The organism is Pseudomonas mercuritolerans, from assembly GCF_025706525.1.
GTDB lineage: Bacteria > Pseudomonadota > Gammaproteobacteria > Pseudomonadales > Pseudomonadaceae > Aquipseudomonas > Aquipseudomonas mercuritolerans.
Genome location: NZ_JAMSHA010000003.1, coordinates 543,791 through 564,348, shown reverse-complemented (window position 1 = coordinate 564,348; position 20,558 = coordinate 543,791). Strand labels below are relative to the sequence as shown.

Sequence of the window (20,558 nt, the reverse complement as noted above, 5' to 3'; positions counted from 1 at the left end):
CCGCTGCCTGACAGAGCGCATTCGCGAGCAGGCTCGCTCCCACAAAAAAACATCACATCCGGAACACGCCGAAGCGGCTCGGTTCGATTGGCGCGTTCAGCGACGCGGACAAGGCCAGGGCCAGTACATCGCGGGTCTGCGCCGGGTCGATGACGCCGTCGTCCCACAGCCGCGCGCTGGAGTAGTAGGGGTGACCCTGTTCTTCGTACTGATCGAGAATCGGCTGCTTGATCTCGGTCTCCTGCTCGGCGGTGAACGCCTGACCGCTGCGTTCAGCCTGTTCGCGTTTGACCTGCACCAGCACACCGGCGGCCTGTTCAGCACCCATCACGCCAATTCGCGCGTTCGGCCACATCCACAAAAAACGCGGATCGTAAGCGCGCCCGCACATGCCGTAGTTGCCGGCACCGAAGCTGCCGCCGATGATCACGGTGAATTTCGGCACTTTGGCGCAGGCCACCGCGGTCACCAGTTTCGCGCCGTGCTTGGCGATGCCGCCGGCTTCGTACTTCTGGCCGACCATGAAACCGGTGATGTTCTGCAGAAACAGTAGCGGGATGCCGCGCTGGCAGGCCAGTTCGATGAAGTGCGCGCCTTTCTGCGCGGCTTCGGCGAAAAGGATGCCGTTGTTCGCCAGAATCGCGATCGGGTAGCCATGCAAGTGTGCGAAACCGCAGACCAGCGTGGTGCCGAACAGCGCTTTGAATTCATCGAACACCGAACCGTCGACCAGCCTCGCAATCACTTCGCGCACATCGAATGGCTGCTTGGCGTCAGCCGGAACCACGCCGTACAACTCATCGCTGGCGTACAGCGGCGCAATCGGCGTGCGCTGCTGCACCTCGCCGAGCTTGCGCCAGTTGAGGTTGGCGACGCTGCGGCGGGCGAGGGCAAGGGCGTGTTCGTCGTTCTCGGCGTAATGGTCGGCCACGCCGGAGGTCTTGCAGTGCACATCGGCGCCGCCGAGGTCTTCGGCGCTGACCACTTCACCGGTCGCGGCTTTCACCAGCGGCGGGCCGGCGAGGAAAATCGTCGCCTGGTTGCGCACCATGATCGCTTCGTCCGCCATGGCCGGCACATACGCGCCGCCAGCGGTGCACGAGCCCATGACCACGGCGATCTGCGGGATGCCCATGGCGCTCATGTTGGCCTGATTGAAGAAGATCCGCCCGAAGTGCTCGCGATCCGGAAATACTTCGTCCTGACGCGGCAGGTTGGCGCCACCGGAATCCACCAGATACATGCACGGCAGGCGATTTTGCTGGGCGATGGTCTGCGCACGCAGGTGCTTCTTCACGGTGAGCGGATAATACGAGCCACCTTTCACCGTCGCATCGTTGGCGACGATCATGCACTCCACGCCTTCGACGCGGCCGATGCCGGCGATCACCCCGGCAGCTGGCACGTCTTCGCCATACACGGCGTAAGCGGCGAGTTGGCTGATTTCGAGAAACGGCGAGCCCGGATCGAGCAAGCGATTGATGCGCTCGCGCGGCAGCAATTTACCCCGCGAGGTGTGGCGTTCCTGCGCTTTGACACCGCCGCCCTGCGCCACCTGGGCGAGGAGGGTGTGCAGCGCGTCGACCTGTTTGAGCATCGCCGCGCTGTTGGCGGCGAACTCCGCTGAACGCGGGTTGAGCTGAGTGTGCAGAATCATGGGGCTTACTCCGTAAGCAGCTTCTAGCTACAAGCGGCAAGCTGCAAGTTGGGGCAAGAGCGCGGTTCTCTTGCAGCTTGTAGCTTGCCGCTGACGAAATTCATTTCGTCTCGTTGAACAGTTCGCGGCCAATCAGCATGCGGCGGATCTCGCTGGTGCCGGCGCCGATTTCGTAGAGCTTGGCGTCGCGCAGCAGGCGGCCGGCGGGGAATTCGTTGATGTAGCCGTTGCCGCCGAGAATCTGGATCGCGTCGAGGGCCATTTGCGTGGCGCGTTCGGCGGTGTAGAGGATCACCCCGGCCGCGTCCTTGCGCGTGGTTTCGCCGCGCTCGCAGGACTGGGCCACCGCGTACAGATAAGCGCGGCTGGCGTTGAGCTGGGTGTACATGTCGGCGACTTTGCCCTGGATCAGTTGGAATTCGCCGATGCTCTGGCCGAACTGTTTGCGGTCGTGGATGTACGGCACGATCAGGTCCATGCACGACTGCATGATCCCGGTCGGGCCGCCGGAGAGCACCACGCGTTCGTAATCGAGGCCGCTCATCAGCACTTTCACGCCACCGTTGAGCACGCCAAGAATATTTTCCTCCGGCACTTCGACGTCATCGAAAAACAGCTCGCAGGTGTTGGAGCCGCGCATGCCGAGCTTGTCGAACTTGTTGCTGCGGCTGAAGCCTTTCCAGTCACGCTCGACGATGAACGCGGTGATGCCGTGCGGGCCTTTTTCCAGGTCGGTCTTGGCGTAGATCACGTAGGTGTTGGCGTCCGGACCGTTGGTGATCCAGGTTTTGCTACCGTTGAGGACGAAGCGGTCGCCGCGTTTGTCGGCGCGCAGTTTCATAGAGACCACGTCGGAACCGGCGTTGGGCTCGCTCATCGCCAGGGCGCCGACGTGCTCGCCGCTGATCAGCTTCGGCAAGTATTTGCTTTTCTGTTGGTGATTGCCGTTGCGGTTGATCTGGTTGACGCAAAGGTTGGAGTGCGCGCCATAGGACAACGCCACCGACGCCGAACCGCGGCTGATTTCTTCCATCGCCACAACATGCGCCAGGTAACCCAGGCCAGCGCCGCCGTACTCTTCCGGCACGGTGATACCGAGGAGGCCCATGTCACCGAACTTGCGCCACATGTCTGCCGGGAACAGGTTGTCGTGGTCGATCTGCGCGGCACGCGGGGCGATCTGATCGGCGACGAAGGACTGCACCTGATCGCGCAGCATGTCGATGGTTTCACCGAGGGCGAAATTCAGGGATGGATAGCTCATGTGGCACCTTTTGGCTTTTTTATCGGGTGGAGCGCACGACGAATCGGCGTTCAGCTTTACGTTAACGTAAAGCTTCCAGAGATCGACTGTCAATCGGCTTTACGTAAGCGTCAACTTGGGCGAGAGTAAGGGCAGTTCAGGATCAGATATCGGTTTGTTTCTGGTGGGAGCGAGCCTGCTCGCGAAAGCGCTGTATCAGTCGCCCCCAAGGCTGAATGACGCAGCGTATTCGCGCGCAGGCTCGCTCCCACAGGGATTCAAAATCGGGAAAACCCACTAATAAAGACAATAGGGGTCGTCATGGATCAACCCAGTGCAAACCCGCAGCGCAGCTACACCCGTGGCTCTCAGGACCAAGCTCTGCTGGCGATGACCATCGGTCAGCGCTTCGATCAGACTGTCGCGCAGTATCCGGACGGCGAGGCGTTGGTGGTGCGCCATCAACAGTTGCGTTACTCCTGGCGGCAGCTGGCCGACGCGGTGGATGAGCAGGCCAGGGCCTTGCTCGCCCTGGGCTTGCAGACCGGCGATCGACTCGGCATCTGGGCGCCGAATTGCGCGCAGTGGTGCATTACCCAGTTCGCCACGGCGAAGATCGGCGTGATCCTGGTCAATATCAATCCGGCCTACCGCAGCTCCGAACTCGAGTACGTGCTCAAGCAATCCGGCTGCCAGTGGCTGGTCTGTGCCGGAGCGTTCAAGACCTCGAATTACCACGAAATGCTCCAGAGCCTGACGCCACAGTTGGCTGAACACGCCATCGGTCAGCTGCGTAGCGAACGCTTGCCGGAGCTGCGCGGCGTGATCAGCCTCGATGCCAATCCGCCGCCCGGTTTTCTGCCGTGGTCGCAGCTCAGCGATCTGGCGGTCAGCGTCTCGCCCGATCAATTGCGTGAACGCAGTGCCAGCCTGCATTTCGATCAACCGGTGAACATCCAGTACACCTCCGGCACCACCGGTTTCCCCAAGGGCGCGACCCTCAGTCACTACAACATCCTCAACAACGGTTACATGGTCGGCGAAAGCCTCGGCCTGACGGCTGCCGATCGTCTGGTGATTCCGGTGCCGCTGTATCACTGCTTCGGCATGGTCATGGGCAACCTCGGTTGCGTCACCCATGGCAGTACGATGATTTACCCCAATGACGCGTTCGATCCGGCGCTGACCCTGCAAGCGGTGGCCGAAGAGCAGGCCACGGCGCTGTATGGTGTGCCGACCATGTTCATCGCCATGCTGGATCAGCCGCAGCGGCAGACTTTCGACCTGTCGAGCCTGCGCACCGGGATCATGGCCGGCGCCACCTGTCCGATCGAGGTCATGCGGCGGGTCATCAACGAAATGCACATGAGTGAAGTGCAGATCGCGTACGGCATGACCGAAACCAGCCCGGTGTCGTTGCAGACCGGGCCGGCGGACGAGCTGGAGTTGCGCGTCACCACGGTCGGGCGCACCCAGCCGCAACTGGAAAGCAAGATCATCGACACCGCTGGCAACCTTGTGCCGCGCGGCACCATCGGCGAATTGTGCACGCGCGGTTACAGCGTGATGCTCGGTTACTGGAACAACTCGCAGGCCACCGCCGAAGCCATCGATGAGGCGGGGTGGATGCACACCGGCGACCTGGCGAGCATGAACGAGGAGGGTTACGTCAACATCGCCGGGCGTAACAAGGACATGATCATTCGTGGCGGTGAGAACGTTTACCCCCGTGAGCTGGAGGAATTCTTCTTCACCCATCCGGCGGTGGCCGACGTGCAGGTGATCGGTATTCCGTGCTCACGCTACGGTGAGGAAATCGTTGCCTGGATCAAATTCCACCCCGGCCACAGCGCCTCGGAGCTGGAGCTGCAAACGTGGTGCAAGGAACGCATCGCCCATTTCAAGACACCGCGTTACTTCAAATTCGTCGACGCGTTTCCGATGACGGTGACGGGCAAGATTCAGAAATTCAGGATGCGCGAGATCAGTATCGAGGAGCTGAAAACAATCGACCGATAACCACAAAACTCCTGTGGGAGCGAGCCTGCTCGCGAATGCGGTGTGTCATTCAGCGTAAATGTGTCTGATACACCGTTTTCGCGAGCAGGCTCGCTCCCACAGGGATGCAGTGATAGAGAGACGAATCGCAGAAAGCACAAAGGGGAGCCGAAGCTCCCCTTTAATTTGTCGTTGCGTGCTCTTTTTATTATTGAGGGTCGGTCTGTTGTTGTTTTTGGCAACCGTGGCCCTGTACAGCTTTTTGGCGACCCCCATCCGGGGTCAAGAGCAAACGTATTTTTTTGAGCGCTGATCTGCTTTCTCGTTTAACGATCCAACCGATTCGGGAGCTACCTGAAGGTAGTTTTATTGTTCTCTGCCCGGTTGCGGGTCACTCCTGAGAGCACCCTGAAAAGCACACCTTCTCCAAAAAAATCTGTTAGCTGCGTCTCTGCCGTGTTGTTCTTGTTATGTCAGAGTCGTTTCGTCTTGTTTTTATTGGTTTGCGGCTTTTTATTCTTGTTATGCGATAGAGATAGCAGGTGTCGTGCCAACTTTTAAAAATCCTTTTGAATCAACCACTTAGGATTTCGAGGCTTTTTCAGCTTGGGGCAAAGCCAGACAATTTGTTTCCGTGTTACTCGCTTTTGCCCACATCACTGACGCAGCGGTAACACCTCACTGCGCGCTGCGCGCCTTGGCCACTCGCGAACCGCTCGGGCGGCCGAGCACTGCGCTGATCTGCTGGCCCGCGGCAATCAAGGCGTCCAGGTCGATACCGGTCTCGATGCCCAGGCCGTTGAGCAGGTACACCACGTCCTCGGTGGCAACGTTACCGCTCGCGCCTTTGGCGTACGGGCAGCCGCCGAGGCCGGCGATAGAGCTGTCGAACACCGCAATGCCTTCGAGCAGGCTGGCGTAGATGTTGGCCATGGCCTGGCCGTAGGTGTCGTGGAAATGCCCGGCGAGCTTGTCCCGTGGCACCTGCGCCGAGACCACCTCGAACAGGCGCCGGGTCGCGCCCGCCGTGCCGGTGCCGATGGTGTCGCCCAGCGACACTTCATAGCAGCCCATCGCGTACAGTTCGCGCGCGACCATCGCCACTTGCTCCGGCGCGACCGTGCCTTCATACGGACAGCCCAGCACACAGGAAACGTAACCGCGCACGGTAACGCCGTGTTGTTTGGCGGCCTCCATGATCGGCGCAAACCGCGCCAGGCTTTCGCTGATCGAGCAATTGATGTTGCGCTGCGAGAACGCCTCGGAGGCGGCGGCGAACACCGCGACTTCCTTGACCCCGGCGGCAAGCGCGTCTTCAAAACCGCGCAGGTTCGGCGCCAGCGCGCCGTAGGTCACGCCAGGTTTGCGCTGGATCTGCGCGAACACTTCGGCGGATCCGGCCATCTGCGGCACCCATTTCGGCGAGACGAAACTGCCGACTTCGATGTAGCCGAGCCCTGCGGCGCTCAGCGCATCGACCAATTGCACCTTGTCAGCGACGCTGATCGGTTGGGCTTCGTTCTGCAGGCCATCGCGCGGGCCGACTTCGATCAGGCGTACTTGGGAGGGGAGGGACATGGGTGGGACCTGCCTGTTTTTTCAGTTCACGAAGATCCCTGTGGGAGCGAGCCTGCTCGCGAAAGCGGTGGATCAGTCACCGTTAATGGTGGATGACAGAATGCATTCGCGAGCAGGCTCGCTCCCACAGGGGCACCAATATTTGCTAGACCGCCTGGCTTTTGAGCGTCTGCTCCAGCGCCTGGACGCAGCGCTCTTCGGCAGTGTCCAGCTCAAGCTTCATCTGTTCGATATCCAGCAACTGCTGTTCGAGCTGTTCGCGGCGTTCGCTGATTTTCGCCAGCATGCTGTTGAGCTGTTTGGTGTTACCGCCGGACGGGTCGTAGAGTTCGATCAGCTCGCGGCATTCGGCCAGGGAGAAACCGATGCGCTTGCCGCGCAGGATCAGCTTCAGAGTGACCTTGTCGCGCGGCGAATAGATACGTTCCTGGCCACGACGCTCGGGGCTGAGCAGGCCTTGCTCTTCATAAAAGCGGATCGCCCGGGTGGTGATGTCCAGCTCGCGGGCGAGGTCGGAAATGCTGTAGGTCTGACTGCTCATGAAAGCGCTCGGAAAATGGGCATGGCGCTAAGCTAATCGGTGGTTTACGTTTACGTCAAGAAGGATGGTTGTGGTTGTCTGTACAGGCCCCTTCGCGAGCAAGCTCGCTCCCACATTCGACCGCGTTCCTTCAGATGAAATGCAATTCATTGTGGGAGCGAGCCTGCTCGCGAAGAACGATAACGCGGTAAAAAAGCCCTACACCTTCTCCAGCTTCTTCTCCTGCGCCGTCACCTGCTGGCACAACTCGATCATCTGCTCGCGCATCCAGCGGTTGGCCGGGTCCTGGTCGGTGCTTTCGTGCCAGTACAAATGCGTTTCCACCGACGGCACATCATTCACCGGCAAATTGAACGACTGCAAATCATGGCGGCGGGCGAAGCGTTCCGGCACGGTCATGACCATGTCGGTCTGCTGCATCACTTGCGAAGCCATCAAATAGTGCTGCGAGCGCAGGGCGATCTTGCGCTGGATGCCCATTTTGCCCAGCGCCAGATCGACATAACCCAGACCGCTGCGGCGGCTGGAAATATGGATGTGAGTCAGCGACAGGTAGTCATCGAGGCTGAGTTTTTCCTTGCCCGCCATTGGGTGGCCCTTGCGCATGGCGCAGACGTAACGGTCGTCCATCAGCTTGACGTGGCGCACCTGCGGGTCGGTGTTGAGCGGCGCATCCACGGCGAAATCCAGCCGCCCGGCCGCGAGTTCCTTGGTGGTTTCCCGGCGCTTGGACAGAAAGCTTTCGATGATCACCGTTGGCGCCAGGCGGCGCAGGCGCTGGAACAGTGGCGGCAGAATGATCGCTTCCGTCAGGTCGGTCATGCTGATGCGGTAAGTCTTGGCCGCCTGCGCCGGGTTGAAAATGCGGCTTTCCTGCACCGACACGCGCAGCAGTGACAGGGCGTTGCGCACCGGGCCGATGATGTTCTGCGCCATCGGCGTGGGCACCATGCCCTGAGCGGTGCGGACGAAGAGCGGGTCGTTGAAGGTTTCGCGCAACCGCGCCAGGGCGTTGGACACCGCCGGCTGGGTGATGCCGACAATCTGCCCGGCGCGGGTCAGGTTGGCTTCGGTGTAGATCGCGTCGAAGACGATGAAAAGGTTCAGGTCGACCTTGCTCAGATTCATAACGCGGCTTCTCTTGTTATTAAGTGCAAATGTTTTGGGGCTGACGATCAGCGGATCATATATTGGTGATGAATGTTTATACACGCCGAGAATAGGCTAGGTAAATGATCAGCGCTGTTCTAGCATCGATTGCATGACTTGAACAACCTCTGCCCGAGAAGGTAACTACCCATGGATTTCGCTTATTCGCCCAAGGTTCAGGAACTGCGTGAGCGCGTGACTGCGTTCATGGACACTTACGTTTACCCGGCCGAAGCGGTGTTCGAACGCCAGGTCGCCGAGGGCGATCGCTGGCAGCCGACCGCGATCATGGAAGAGCTCAAGGCCAAGGCCAAGGCTGAAGGGCTGTGGAATTTGTTTCTGCCTGAGTCCGAGCTGGGCGCCGGCCTGAGCAACCTCGAATATGCGCCATTGGCGGAAATCATGGGCCGTTCCCTGCTGGGGCCGGAGCCGTTCAACTGCTCGGCGCCGGACACCGGCAACATGGAAGTATTGGTGCGCTACGCCAACGAAGAGCAGAAACAGCGCTGGCTCGAGCCGCTGCTGCGCGGCGAGATCCGTTCGGCGTTCGCCATGACCGAGCCTGACGTGGCGTCTTCCGACGCAACCAACATGGCCGCCCGTGCTGTGCGCGATGGCGATCAGTGGGTAATCAACGGCAAGAAATGGTGGACTTCCGGCGCTTGCGATCCGCGCTGCAAGATCCTGATCTTCATGGGCCTGAGCAACCCCGACGCGCCGCGTCACGCCCAGCACTCGATGATCCTCGTGCCGGTCGATACCCCCGGGGTGGAGATCGTCCGGCCGCTGCCGGTGTTCGGTTACGACGATGCACCGCACGGTCACGCCGAAGTGCTGTTCGACAACGTTCGGGTGCCGTACGAAAACGTCCTGCTCGGTGAAGGACGCGGCTTCGAAATTGCCCAGGGTCGCCTTGGCCCAGGCCGCATTCACCACTGCATGCGTTCGATCGGCATGGCCGAGCGTGCACTGGAACTGATGTGCAAACGCTCGGTGAGCCGCACCGCGTTCGGCAAGCCGCTGGCGCGCCTGGGCGGCAACATCGACAAGATCGCCGACTCGCGAATGGAGATCGACATGGCGCGCCTGCTGACGTTGAAAGCGGCGTACATGATGGACACCGTCGGCAACAAAGTGGCGAAAAGCGAGATTGCGCAGATCAAAGTGGTGGCGCCGAACGTGGCCCTGCGGGTGATCGACCGGGCGATCCAGATGCATGGCGGGGCAGGGGTGTCGAACGATTTCCCGCTGGCCTACATGTATGCCATGCAGCGCACCCTGCGTCTGGCCGACGGCCCCGACGAAGTGCACCGCGCGGCGATTGGCAAGTTCGAGATTGGCAAGTATGTGCCGAAGGAGATGATGCGTAGCGGCCAGTAACACCGCGTCGCCTCATTCGCGAGCAGGCTCGCTCCCACAAGATTTGTGCACGCCACAGATCCAATGTGGGAGCGAGCCTGCTCGCGAAAGGGCCTGTACATTCAGCACATCGACATCAGGATCAATACACCCAAACCTCAACCCGCCGATTCTTGATCCGCCCCTCATCCGCGCTGTTGGTCGCCACCGGCATCAGCGCACCAAAGCCGCGTACTTCGCGCATGACCACACCGTTTTTGACCAGCTCACGCCGCACTGCCATGGCTCTCAGCTTCGACAGCAGATCGGCCCGCGCCGGGTCATCCTTCAAATCACCAAACCCCACCAGCGTCACCGCGCGCTCGGTCTTGCCATGGCGCTTTATATAGTCGAGCACCCGCGCCAGATCCTGCCGCGCCTTGTTGTCCAGACTGGCGCTGCCCTCGGCAAAACGGAAATTCACTGTCAGACGCTGGGCATGCCGGCTGAGGGATTGGTAACCCTCGGGCATCAGCGCGTTCGGCGCCACGCTCATGGCTTGCACGGTCTGGCTGACAAAACCGCTGGTCGCGACGATCGCCTGTCCCTGTGGACTTTGCGCGAACGTTGCCAACGCCTGCGCCCACGGATTCTGGCTGTCCGGCGGTAGATAAAAGAACAAGCGCCGCGACAGCGGATAATCTTCGGTGGCGATCAGACTGTTCAGCGGCAGCATCGCTTGCGAGGCGCCATCGGCAATCGCCACGGCTTTGGCCTGACGCACGTAAGGCAAGCCGATGAAGCCGATACCTTGCGGATCGGCGCTGACCGCGTCGGACAACTGCTCGCTGGATTCGAAACGCTTCGCCGCGCTGCTGAGACTTTTCCCACGCCGGCTCAGGACCAGTTCCTTGAACGTGTCGTACGTCCCGGACTGATCATCCCGCGCATATAAATGGATGGCGCCGCCACGGCTACCGAGCTCTTCCCAGGTTTTCACTTCGCCGGCAAAAATCCGCGCCAATTGCTCGGTGTTCAACTGCTCAAGCGGGTTGGCCGGGTTGAGGATGATCGCCAGGCCATCGATGGCAATGACTTGCTCGGCCGCCGGGCTTTTCAGATCGCCGAGGGCTTGCAGGGCAAGCAGTTCGCTGTCCTTGATCTCACGGGAAGAGGCGGCCAGATCGGCGCTGGCGTTTTTCAACGCAGCGAAACCGGTGCTGGAACCGTGGGCGGCGACCTCGATGATTACGCGTTGCCCTTGTGCGGTCTGGCCGACGATGCGTTGTTCGTTGGCGGTGTCCGGGGTTTCGCGGTGGATTTTCAGCAGGCCTTGTTCCTGCAACAGGCCTTCGACCAGCGCCGGGCCAAGTTCGGCGCCGATAGTGTTGGAGCCTTGAATGCGCAATGCCGGGCCGTTTTCGGGAATCGGCAGGGCGGCGGCGGATACCGACAGCCAGCCACTCAACAGGAAAACGCAGAGAACACGCAGGGTCATGCCGGCACCGAATCAAGCCAAGGGGATTGCCGGGGAGATTAAGTCAGGCGCGTGACCGAAATATGACAGGGGATTACCTGTGGGAGCGAGCCTGCTCGCGAAGGCGGCGTGTCAGGCGAAAAATTTGTCGCTGATCCACCGCTTTCGCGAGCAGGCTCGCTCCCACAATGAAAATTCCCTCAGGCCAGCTCAAGCCAGATCGGCGCATGGTCCGATGGCTTTTCCATGCCGCGCAGTTCGTAGTCCACGCCGGCATCCTTGACCCGTGGCAGCAGGCCATGGGACGCCAGAATCACATCGATGCGCAGCCCACGCTTCGGCTCATCTTCGAAACCACGGCTGCGGTAGTCGAACCAACTGAACATGTCGCTCACGTCGGGGTTGAGGTGCCGATAGCTGTCGGTCAGGCCCCAGTTCTTCAGGCGCGCCATCCACTCGCGTTCTTCCGGCAGGAAGCTGCATTTGCCGGTTTTCAGCCAGCGCTTCATGTTGTCCGGGCCGATGCCGATGTCGCAGTCTTCCGGGGAAATGTTCACATCACCCATCACCACCAGTGGCTGTTCATTGTGGAACTGGCTTTCCAGCAGCGCTTGCAGGTCGCTGTAGAAACGCTCCTTGGCAGGGAACTTGGTCGGGTGATCGCGGCTTTCACCTTGTGGGAAATAGCCGTTCATGATCGTCACCGGCACGCCATTGGCATCAGCGAAAGTACCCCAGATGAAGCGCCGCTGCGCGTCTTCTTCATCGGTGGCGAAGCCTTTATGGATGGCGATCGGTTCGTTGCGCGAGAGCAGGGCGACACCGTAATGGCCCTTCTGGCCATGGAAGTGCACGTGATAGCCAAGGGCGCGGATGTCTTCGTGGGGGAACTGGTCGTCGTGAACCTTGGTTTCCTGCAGGCCGATCACGTCGGGCTGATGTTTTTCGATCAGCGCTGCCAGCTGATGCGGACGGGCACGCAGTCCGTTGATGTTGAAGGAAACAATCTTCATGGTCGGCAGTCCTGGCAAAAGGGCGATGCTAGCTGACATGGGGGAGATGGGCCAGTGTGGGACAAATCATTTTGCCCTGTGGGATTTGTGATGCCCTATGCAGCGCCTCTGTGGGAGCGAGCCTGCTCGCGAAGTGGCCGGCAAGATCGATGAAGATCCCGACTTGGTCTATACCTGTCAGGGGAACCACCACATCCGCCCAAGGTTCGTACCAACAAGCGCGCCAGCCTCCGAGCGCGCCTCCGGGGAGAATCACTGCAATGCCTGAAACCCAGTCCGCCGTTGCCGACGTCCACATGCTCGACCGCGGCTATTCACGCGAAGCCCGCTCGTTGCTGTATCAGGCCTATCGCCACGAGCCGACCTTCGGCTATCTGTTCGAAGCCGAACGTCCCGGCTACGAACAGCGCGTGCGCGCGACGGTGCGCGAGTTGGTCAAACAGCATTTCCTCCAGGACCTGCCGGCAATCGGCCTGTTGGTCAACGATCGCTTGATCGGCATTGCCCTGATCGCACCACCGCAACGGCGCCTGGGCGTTACCGAGAGCTGGGCGTGGCGCTTGCGCATGGTGCTCAGCACCGGTTTTCGCTGCACCCGGCGTTATCTGGAATACCACGATGCCGTCGCCGCGTGCGTGCCCGGTGACTCGGTGCATATGCTGCCGCTGCTCGGCGTTCACCCGCAGTTTCAGGGCAAGCACTACGGCGAACAGTTGCTCACTGCCGTGCACAACTGGTGCGCGGTTGATGAAACCTCGCAAGGGGTGGTGCTCGACACCGGCAACCCGCGCTACCTGGAATTCTATAAAAGGCAGGGTTATCAGGAGATCGGCGAGGTTGCCGTCGGACCGGTGCGCGAACACGTATTTTTCCATGCCAATCCGCAGGTGTTACAAACAGCAACGGGATAATCATCGAACTTCTTCACAAATTACCTGTTCTATCAGGCTCCCGAGCCCGTGATAGCATCCGCGCCTATGAAGTTTCCACGAAGATTTACCAGCGGCGTGCTGATGCTGTTATCCAGCTGCGCGGCGCTGGCGCAAAGTGAATTGGATGTACGGATCAAGCCGTCCAACGATGAACTCAAGGCCAATATAGAAGGCTATATCGGCAGCCTCGGCGATCGCGACGAAGAAGCCTTGCTGCGTTTCAGTCGCGGCGCCGAAGAGCAGGCGCGCAAAGCCGCGCAGGCGCTGGGCTACTACCAGCCGCAGATCGACAGTGACGTCAAGGGCGGGGAAAAACCGCGTCTGGTGCTGAACATCGATCCCGGCGAGCCGATTCGCCTGCGCAACGTCACCGTGCGTGTCGACGGCCCGGCGGCGTCGCTGAAATCCTTTCGCGTACCGAAAAGCGACCTGCTCAAGTCCGGCGCCGTGCTCAACCATGGCCGTTACGAAGATGCCAAACGGGTGATCCAGAATCAGGCCTCGCGCTTCGGTTACTTCAGCGGCCATTTCACCAGCCAGAAGCTCATGGTCGATCCGCGCGCGGGCGTGGCCGACATCGAATTGATCTACGACAGCGGCCCGCGCTATGCGCTGGGCAAAGTCAGTTTCGAGGGCGACACGCCGTTCGACGAAGACCTGCTGCAACGCATGGTGCCGTTCAAGGCAGGCGAGCCTTACGATTCGGAACTGATCGCCGAACTCAACCGCGACCTGCAATCGAGCGGCTATTTCGAAGGCGTGCGCGTCGATGCAGCACCGACGGCAGCGCAGAACGATGTGATTCCGGTCGCCGTCAAACTCGACACGCGCAAGCCACGCACCATGGGCCTTGGTCTCGGTTACTCGACAGACGTCGGGCCGAGGATCAAGGCCAACTGGACGCGTCACTGGGTCAATCCGCAGGGCGACAGCTATGGCTGGGAGGCCGAACTCTCGGCGCCCCGGCAGAACGTCGGGCTGTTTTACGACATCCCGCTCGACCCGCCGTTGACCGACAAACTGCGTTGGGCCGGCGGCTATCAGTTCGAAGACATCGAAAGCTCCGACACCCTCAGCAAGCTGCTGACCTTCGGCCCGGAATGGCACAGCAAGTTGCCCAGCGGCTGGCAGCGGGTGATCTCGCTGAAATGGCAACGCGAGGAATACGAACTCGGCGACGACTCGGGCCTGAGCACGTTGCTGATGCCCGGTATCAGTTATTCGTACCTCAAAAGCGACAACCGCATCGATCCGCGCAACGGCTACCGCCTGAGCTTCGAAAGCAAAGTGGCCAAGGAAGGCCTCGGTTCGGACAACAACCTTTTATATGGCACCGCGCTGGTCAAAGGCCTGACTACGGTGTTCGACAAGCACCGCTTGCTCGGCCGCGTGCAGGTCGGCGGCAGCGCCACCAATGGCTACAACTCGATTCCGCCGTCGCTGCGCTTCTTTGCCGGTGGCGATCAGAGCGTGCGCGGTTACGACTACCAGAGCCTGTCGCCAAAAAACTCTGACGGCGACCGCATCGGTGGCCGCTACATGATCGCTGGCAGCGTCGAGTATCAATATTCGATTGCCGAGAAATGGCGGGTCGCGACCTTCGTCGACCAGGGCAACTCTTTCAACAAACTCGAACTGCCCGACCTCAAGACCGGCGTCGGTGTGGGTGTGCGCTGGGTGTCGCCGGTCGGGCCGATCCGCCTCGACCTCGCTCGCGGGCTGGATGACGACGGCGGCTTCCGACTGCACTTTTCCATGGGGCCTGAGCTGTGAAGCGTGGTTTGAAAATAACGGCGCTGACGGTGTTGGCGCTGGTCTTGCTGATCGTCCTGAGCCTGGCCGCACTACTTGGTACGCAAGCGGGCAGTCGTTGGGCGTTGGGCCTGGTGCCGGGCCTGAAGGTGGAGAATTTCCAGGGTCGCCTCGGTGGCCAATGGAGCGCCGATCACTTGGTGTGGCAGCAGGACACCAGCCGTGTCGAGCTGAACAAGGCGATCTTCGCCTGGTCACCGCTGTGCCTGACGCGCATGACCTTGTGCATCGATCAGCTCAAGGCCGATCAGGTGATCCTGCAGTTCCCGCCCAGCGAAGAAACCACCGAGAGCGGCCCGATCAAACTGCCCGATCTGCAGTTACCGTTGGCCATTGAACTCGGCGATGTCGAGGTCGGCAGCCTGTTGTTTAACGGCAGCGAACAGCTCAAGGGCTTGCAACTGGCGGCGCACTGGACCGCTCAGGGCCTGCAGATCGACAGCGTGAAATTGCAGCGTGACGAGCTCAGCCTGAACCTGTCCGGCCTGCTGCAACCGAGCGGTAACTGGCCACTGAATATTCAGGGCGATCTGACCTTGCCCGCTCCCGGCAGCGAGCCGTGGACCCTGGCGCTGAAAGTTGAAGGCGACCTGCTGAAAACCCTCAACCTGCACGCCGACAGCCGTGGTTACCTCGACGGCCAGTTGAGCGGCGAGCTGCAAGCACTGGCGGAAAACCTCCCGGCCAAGCTGCGCATCACCAGCGACGCGTTCAAACCCAGCGCCGATCTGCCGGACACCCTGCAATTCAATCAGCTTGTACTCACCGGCGAAGGCGACCTGAAAAACGGTTATCAACTGCTCGGCAACGCCACGCTGCCCGCCGAAAAATCGCCAGTGGCGCTGCTGCTCAAAGGCAAGGTCGACGCCAACGGCGCGCAGATCGCCGGGCTCGATCTCAACGCCAACGACCAGCAAAGCCTCAAACTCAGCGGCAGTGTCGACTGGAGCAAGGGCCTCAGCGCTCAGGCCAATATCAACTGGCAAGACTTCCCGTGGCACCGGCTCTATCCCGAGATCGACGAGCCGCAAGTCGCGTTGCGTACTTTCACTGGCGAAGTGTCCTACACCGACGGCCAGTACCTCGGCAATTTCGACGCTGCGCTGGATGGCCCGGCCGGGGCGTTCACGCTGAGCAGTCCGTTCAGCGGCAGCCTCGAACAGATCGCCTTGCCGCAACTGGTCATGCAGGCCGGGCAGGGCAAGGCCGAAGGGCACGTCAATGTGCGCTTCGCCGACGGCATCGCCTGGGATACCGCGCTGGATCTGTCGGCGCTCAACCCGGCTTATTGGGTCGCCGAACTGCCGGGCACGCTGGCCGGGCCGTTGAAAAGCAAAGGCGAGATGAAGAATGATCAGCTCAGCCTCAGCGCCGACCTCGACCTCAAAGGCAAATTGCGCGGTCAGCCGGCGGTCCTGCAAGCGAAGGCTGACGGTGCGGGCGAGCGGTGGAACCTCAACGCCCTGCAAATCCGCCTCGGCGATAACAGCATCAACGGCAAGGGCAGCCTGCAGGACAAACTCGGCGGGCAGATCGATATCAAGTTGCCGCGTCTGGCCCAGCTCTGGCCGCAATTGCGCGGGCAGGTCAACGGTCAGGTCAATGTTGCCGGCACGTTGAAGGCGCCGCAGGGCAAGCTTGATCTGCAGGGTTCGCAACTGGCCTTTCAGGACAATCGCCTGCAAAGCCTCAACCTCGACGCCACGCTCGACAGTGCGCAGCGGGCGAAGATCAATCTCAAAGGCAGCGGCATTCAGACCGGCGATACTTCGCTCGGCACCCTGACCGCCAGTGCTCAGGGCGACATCAAGAGCCAGAAACTCAACCTCGACCTGATCGGACCGAAGTTGAAACTGGCGCTGGGTCTGGACGGCAATCTGGACAAGGGCAACTGGCGCGGACGTCTGGCCAGTGGCGACATTCAGGCCGGTGGCCAGGACTGGAAGCTGCAAGGCCCGGCAAAACTGGAGCGCCTGGCGGACGGCCAGATCAATTTCGGCGCGCATTGCTGGCTGTCCGGCAACGCCAGCCTGTGTGGCGAAGACCAACGCCTGATGCCCGAGCCGAAGCTGCGTTATCACCTCAAGCAATTCCCGATCGAAAGCCTTGCGCAATGGCTGCCCAAAGACTTCGCCTGGCAAGGCCGGCTCAATGCCGATCTGCAACTGGACCTGCCGGCGAGCGGCCCGAACGGCGCGGTCAGTGTCGATGCCAGCGGCGGCACCCTTCGCGTGCGCGACAAGGATCGCTGGCTGGATTTTCCCTATCAGACCCTCAAACTCAGCAGCAAACTCACGCCCAAGCGCGTCGACACCGAGCTCAATTTTGTCGGCGGCAAACTCGGCGAATTGATGGTCCAGGCGCAGCTCAATCCGCTGCCGAAAAACAAACCGCTGAGCGGCTCGTTCCGCCTTTCCGGCCTCGATCTTTCGGTTGCGCGACCGTTCGTGCCGATGGTGGAAAAACTCACCGGCCGGCTCAACGGCAGCGGCACTATTTCCGGTGGCCTGCTCGCGCCATTGGTCAACGGCACCGTGCAGCTCAGCGATGGCGAAGTGTCCGGCGCCGAACTGCCGATGGAGCTGCAGAACCTGCAACTGACGGCGGCGATCGCCGGCGAATCGGTGCGCCTGGACGGTGGCTGGGACAGCGGCAAGACTGGCAAAGGCAGTCTCAACGGCAACGTCGCTTGGGGTCAGGCACTGGTGGTCGATCTGGCGCTCAAGGGCACGCAATTGCCGGTCAGCGTCGAACCCTACGCCAAACTGGAAATGGCTCCGGATCTGAAAATTTCCATGGCCGGCGATGAGCTGAAAGTTGCCGGTAAGGTGTTGGTGCCGAAGGGCGAAATCACCGTGCGCGAACTGCCGCCATCGACGGTAAAAGTCTCCGACGACACGATCATCGTCGGCGCGCAGACCGAAGAGGGCAAACCGCCGATCGCGATGAAAATGGACATCGACGTGATCGTCGGCCAGGACAAGCTGAGCTTCGCCGGTTTCGGCCTGACCGCGAATCTGCAAGGTCAGGTGCACATCGGCGACAACATGGACACCCGTGGCGAACTCTGGCTCAACGACGGCCGCTATCGCGCCTACGGCCAGCGCCTGACGGTGCGTCGCGCGCGTCTGTTGTTCGCCGGTCCCATCGACCAGCCGTATCTGGATATCGAAGCGATCCGCCAGACCGACGACGTCATCGCCGGTATTCGCCTGAGCGGCAGCGCCGAACAACCGACCACGCAGATCTTCTCCGAACCGGCGATGAGTCAGGAACAGGCGCTGTCGTACCTGGTGCTGGGCCGTCCGCTGAGCACCAGCGGCGAAGACAACAATATGCTCGCGCAAGCCGCGCTGGGCCTGGGCCTGATGGGCAGCTCGGGCATCACCAGCGGCCTGGCCAAGGATCTGGGTATTCAGGACTTCCAACTCGACACCCAAGGCAGCGGCAACGACACCAGCGTGGTCGCCAGCGGCAACATCTCCGAAAAACTCAGCCTGCGCTACGGCGTCGGCGTCTTCGAACCGGCCAGCACCATCGCCTTGCGCTACAAGCTGAGCAAGAAGGTCTACGTCGAAGCGGCGAGCGGCGTGGCGAGTTCGCTGGATATTTTCTACAAGCGGGATTTCTAGAGCGCACCTGCTCATTTGAACCGAGTCGCACCCTTCGCGAGCAGGCTCGCTCCCACATTGGAACGTGTTTTCCCTGTGGGAGCGAGCCTGCTCGCGAATGCGGTCGCTCACGCGATAAAACCCAGCCCACAGGTCAACTAATTACCAAGCCCCCTAACTATTGCGTTGACATTCGCTGCCTAAGCAGTAACATCTCGACATACATTCACTGCCTAGGCAGTTATCAGGTCGGCCCATGAAGCATTTCACCCCGGAAGAATTCAAACATTGCCACCTTGGCCTGTTGCTCGGCCGTGCCGCGCTGCTCAAGGACCGGATCATCGACACCCACATGGAACCGCACGGCATCACCGCCGCGCAGTTCAAGGTGTTGATCATCATGGCCCAGTTCGGCGTCGACACCCCGACCGAGCTGTGCCGGCATCTGTCGCTGGACAGCGGGTCGATGACGCGCATGCTCGATCGTCTGGAGCAGAAGGGCTTCCTGATTCGCCAGCGCAGCGAAGATGACCGGCGTCAGGTGCAGCTGAAGCTGACCGAGCAGGGCCAGCAGTTGACCGATCGTCTGCCGCAGATTGGTGCCGAGGCGATGAATGAACTGGCCGGTGCCATTACCCGCGAAGAGCTGAAGACCCTGGAATACATCCTCAAGAAAATCCTCCTGGCCGCCGGTGACCCGATTACCGTCCAGCGTTTGGGTGAACACAATGAGCGCTAAGACCTTGCGCAGCAGTCTGACGCTGTTGTTGTCGGCGATGATCCTCGCCGGTTGCGCCAACTACAGCGGCCTCGACACTGAAGGCCAGCGCCTCGACGCGGCGCAGTTGAAGACAGCGCAGTCTCTCGATGGCGTGACCCTGTCTCCAGCGGCGTGGCCGAAAAGCGATTGGTGGAGCAGCCTCGGCGATCCGCAGCTCGACGGCCTGATCCGCGAAGCCCTGCGCGACAGCCCGGACATGCAGATCGCCGAAGCCCGTGCGCACCAGGCCAGCGCCGCCGCGTATGCTGCCGATGCCGAGCGTTATCCGACCCTCGACGCCAGCGCTGGCATCAGCCGTTCGCGTCTGGCCCGCGATCAGGATCCGCGCGGGCAGGGCGGGGCTTATGCGACGGTGCGCAATGTCAGTGCCGGCTTCAATTACAACTTCGACTTGTGGGGCGGCCAGCGCGATGCCTGGGAAGCCGCACTCGGTGAGGCCCGTGCTGCTGAAGTCGACCGTCAGGCCGCGCAGCTGACCCTCGCCGCTGACGTCGCCCGCGCTTACAGCGATCTCGGTCAGGCGCACATCGTTTATGACCTCGCCAGCGAAGACCTCAAGCGCACCCGGCAAATGCTTGACCTCAGCCAGCGCCGCTTGAGTTCCGGGATCGACAGCCAGTACCAGTTTCAGCAAACCCAGAGCCTGGAAGCCAGTTCTCAGGCCAGCCTGATCGATGCGGAAAAACGCCTGAACAGCGCGAAAATCGCCTTGGCCGTATTACTCGGCAAAGGCCCGGATCGCGGCAACGAGATCGCCCGGCCGAAAGTCCTGCAAGCCAGCGCCGTGGCGGTGCCCTCGGTGTTGCCAGCGGAACTGCTCGGACGCCGCCCGGATCTGGTCGCGGCGCGCTGGCGTGTCGAGGCGGCGAGCAAAGACATCGATGCGGCGAAAACCCGCTTTTATCCCAACCTCAACCTGTCGGCCTCGGCCGGCGCCGAGTCGTTGTTGGGTGATGCGATGTTCGGTTCGGCCAGTCGTTTCTTCAACATCGCGCCGACCGTGTCGCTGCCGATCTTCGATGGCGGACGCCTGCGCGCCAACCTCGATGCCCGCGACGCCGATTACGATCTGGCGGTGGCGCAGTACAACAAGAGCCTGGTCAAAGCCCTGGGTGATGTCGGCGACACCATCAATCAGCTGCGCGATATCGGCCGGCAGATCGGCGCGCAGCAACATGCCACCGACGTCGCTCAGGATTCTTACAACACCGTCGTCCAGCGTTACGGTTCCGGCATCGGCAACTACCTGGACGTGCTCAGCATCGAGCAGCAATTGCTCCAGGCCCAGCGTCAGCTGGCGACCCTCAATGCCGAGCAGATCGACCTGTCGATTCAACTGATGCAAGCGCTGGGCGGCGGCTTTCAGGGTGAAAACCTGAACGCAGCCAACGCCAGCCCAGCCTCGTCGCACCCATAATTCAAGGTATT

Annotated in this window: 14 protein-coding genes; 7 read left to right on the top strand and 7 right to left on the bottom strand. The window is 61.2% G+C overall.

The features are described 5' to 3' along the window. Positions 1–52 precede the first annotated feature (52 nt). Both ND528_RS11045 and ND528_RS11040 read right to left on the bottom strand, forming a co-directional pair. Complete coding sequence (locus ND528_RS11045; RefSeq protein ID WP_263470313.1) at positions 53–1,657, bottom strand: carboxyl transferase domain-containing protein; 1,605 nt, start codon at positions 1,655–1,657, stop codon at positions 53–55. Between the two features lie 100 nt (positions 1,658–1,757). Beyond that, on the bottom strand, positions 1,758–2,921 hold the full coding sequence (locus tag ND528_RS11040) for an isovaleryl-CoA dehydrogenase (RefSeq protein WP_263470312.1): 1,164 nt from the start codon (positions 2,919–2,921) through the stop codon (positions 1,758–1,760). Positions 2,922–3,221: 300 nt separating this feature from the next. Between ND528_RS11040 and ND528_RS11035 the strand changes: the two genes are divergently transcribed. Continuing rightward, the gene (locus ND528_RS11035) at positions 3,222–4,919 is read left to right on the top strand and encodes an AMP-binding protein (protein WP_263470311.1); all 1,698 of its coding nucleotides are present in this window, start codon (positions 3,222–3,224) and stop codon (positions 4,917–4,919) included. A 657-nt stretch (positions 4,920–5,576) separates the two neighbouring features. On the opposite strand, the gene ND528_RS11030 is transcribed toward ND528_RS11035, so the two are convergent. The 3 genes from ND528_RS11030 to ND528_RS11020 form a co-directional block, all read right to left on the bottom strand. Continuing rightward, positions 5,577–6,476 carry a hydroxymethylglutaryl-CoA lyase gene (locus ND528_RS11030; RefSeq protein WP_137214772.1) on the bottom strand — a complete coding sequence of 300 codons (900 nt, stop codon included), beginning with the start codon at positions 6,474–6,476 and terminating at the stop codon, positions 5,577–5,579. 145 nt (positions 6,477–6,621) lie between these two features. Continuing rightward, the gene (locus ND528_RS11025; protein ID WP_137214773.1) at positions 6,622–7,017 is read right to left on the bottom strand and encodes a MerR family transcriptional regulator; all 396 of its coding nucleotides are present in this window, start codon (positions 7,015–7,017) and stop codon (positions 6,622–6,624) included. A 198-nt stretch (positions 7,018–7,215) separates the two neighbouring features. After that, positions 7,216–8,145 (bottom strand): LysR family transcriptional regulator, encoded by a 930-nt coding sequence (locus tag ND528_RS11020; RefSeq protein ID WP_056788837.1) that lies wholly within the window; start codon positions 8,143–8,145, stop codon positions 7,216–7,218. Between the two features lie 171 nt (positions 8,146–8,316). Between ND528_RS11020 and ND528_RS11015 the strand changes: the two genes are divergently transcribed. Beyond that, on the top strand, positions 8,317–9,546 hold the full coding sequence (locus ND528_RS11015; RefSeq protein ID WP_263470310.1) for an acyl-CoA dehydrogenase: 1,230 nt from the start codon (positions 8,317–8,319) through the stop codon (positions 9,544–9,546). Between the two features lie 121 nt (positions 9,547–9,667). On the opposite strand, the gene ND528_RS11010 is transcribed toward ND528_RS11015, so the two are convergent. Together ND528_RS11010 and xthA are read right to left on the bottom strand one after the other, a co-directional pair. Continuing rightward, positions 9,668–11,002: a phosphate ABC transporter substrate-binding/OmpA family protein gene (locus tag ND528_RS11010; RefSeq protein ID WP_263470309.1), complete on the bottom strand. Its 1,335-nt coding sequence runs from the start codon at positions 11,000–11,002 to the stop codon at positions 9,668–9,670. Between the two features lie 179 nt (positions 11,003–11,181). Beyond that, positions 11,182–11,994 (bottom strand): exodeoxyribonuclease III, encoded by an 813-nt coding sequence (gene xthA, locus ND528_RS11005; protein ID WP_073471316.1) that lies wholly within the window; start codon positions 11,992–11,994, stop codon positions 11,182–11,184. 260 nt (positions 11,995–12,254) lie between these two features. On the opposite strand from xthA, the gene ND528_RS11000 reads away from it, so the two are divergent. From ND528_RS11000 to ND528_RS10980, 5 genes are all read left to right on the top strand, one after another. After that, positions 12,255–12,905, top strand: coding sequence for a GNAT family N-acetyltransferase (locus ND528_RS11000; protein ID WP_130910729.1), 651 nt, complete (start codon positions 12,255–12,257; stop codon positions 12,903–12,905). A 66-nt stretch (positions 12,906–12,971) separates the two neighbouring features. Continuing rightward, a complete protein-coding gene (locus tag ND528_RS10995; RefSeq protein WP_263470308.1) occupies positions 12,972–14,699 on the top strand; it encodes an autotransporter assembly complex protein TamA in 1,728 nt (575 codons plus the stop codon). After that, complete coding sequence (locus ND528_RS10990) at positions 14,696–18,370, top strand: translocation/assembly module TamB domain-containing protein (RefSeq protein ID WP_263470307.1); 3,675 nt, start codon at positions 14,696–14,698, stop codon at positions 18,368–18,370. The genes ND528_RS10995 and ND528_RS10990 overlap by 4 nt, the downstream gene beginning before the upstream one ends. Before the next feature lie 235 nt (positions 18,371–18,605). Continuing rightward, the gene (locus ND528_RS10985; protein ID WP_130910732.1) at positions 18,606–19,088 is read left to right on the top strand and encodes a MarR family winged helix-turn-helix transcriptional regulator; all 483 of its coding nucleotides are present in this window, start codon (positions 18,606–18,608) and stop codon (positions 19,086–19,088) included. Next, positions 19,078–20,547, top strand: a complete 1,470-nt coding sequence (locus ND528_RS10980) for an efflux transporter outer membrane subunit (RefSeq protein WP_263470306.1) — start codon at positions 19,078–19,080, stop codon at positions 20,545–20,547. Before ND528_RS10985 ends, ND528_RS10980 begins: the two co-directional genes overlap by 11 nt. The last annotated feature ends 11 nt before the right edge of the window (positions 20,548–20,558 follow it).

Excerpts from the sequence above, each read along its gene's own strand:
- ND528_RS11045 (WP_263470313.1), bottom strand. The coding sequence starts at position 1,657 with ATGATTCTGCACACTCAGCTCAACCCGCGTTCAGCGGAGTTCGCCGCC.
- ND528_RS11040 (WP_263470312.1), bottom strand. The coding sequence starts at position 2,921 with ATGAGCTATCCATCCCTGAATTTCGCCCTCGGTGAAACCATCGACATG.
- ND528_RS11035 (WP_263470311.1), top strand. The coding sequence starts at position 3,222 with ATGGATCAACCCAGTGCAAACCCGCAGCGCAGCTACACCCGTGGCTCT.
- ND528_RS11030 (WP_137214772.1), bottom strand. The coding sequence starts at position 6,476 with ATGTCCCTCCCCTCCCAAGTACGCCTGATCGAAGTCGGCCCGCGCGAT.
- ND528_RS11025 (WP_137214773.1), bottom strand. The coding sequence starts at position 7,017 with ATGAGCAGTCAGACCTACAGCATTTCCGACCTCGCCCGCGAGCTGGAC.
- ND528_RS11020 (WP_056788837.1), bottom strand. The coding sequence starts at position 8,145 with ATGAATCTGAGCAAGGTCGACCTGAACCTTTTCATCGTCTTCGACGCG.
- ND528_RS11015 (WP_263470310.1), top strand. The coding sequence starts at position 8,317 with ATGGATTTCGCTTATTCGCCCAAGGTTCAGGAACTGCGTGAGCGCGTG.
- ND528_RS11010 (WP_263470309.1), bottom strand. The coding sequence starts at position 11,002 with ATGACCCTGCGTGTTCTCTGCGTTTTCCTGTTGAGTGGCTGGCTGTCG.
- xthA (WP_073471316.1), bottom strand. The coding sequence starts at position 11,994 with ATGAAGATTGTTTCCTTCAACATCAACGGACTGCGTGCCCGTCCGCAT.
- ND528_RS11000 (WP_130910729.1), top strand. The coding sequence starts at position 12,255 with ATGCCTGAAACCCAGTCCGCCGTTGCCGACGTCCACATGCTCGACCGC.
- ND528_RS10995 (WP_263470308.1), top strand. The coding sequence starts at position 12,972 with ATGAAGTTTCCACGAAGATTTACCAGCGGCGTGCTGATGCTGTTATCC.
- ND528_RS10985 (WP_130910732.1), top strand. The coding sequence starts at position 18,606 with ATGAAGCATTTCACCCCGGAAGAATTCAAACATTGCCACCTTGGCCTG.
- ND528_RS10980 (WP_263470306.1), top strand. The coding sequence starts at position 19,078 with ATGAGCGCTAAGACCTTGCGCAGCAGTCTGACGCTGTTGTTGTCGGCG.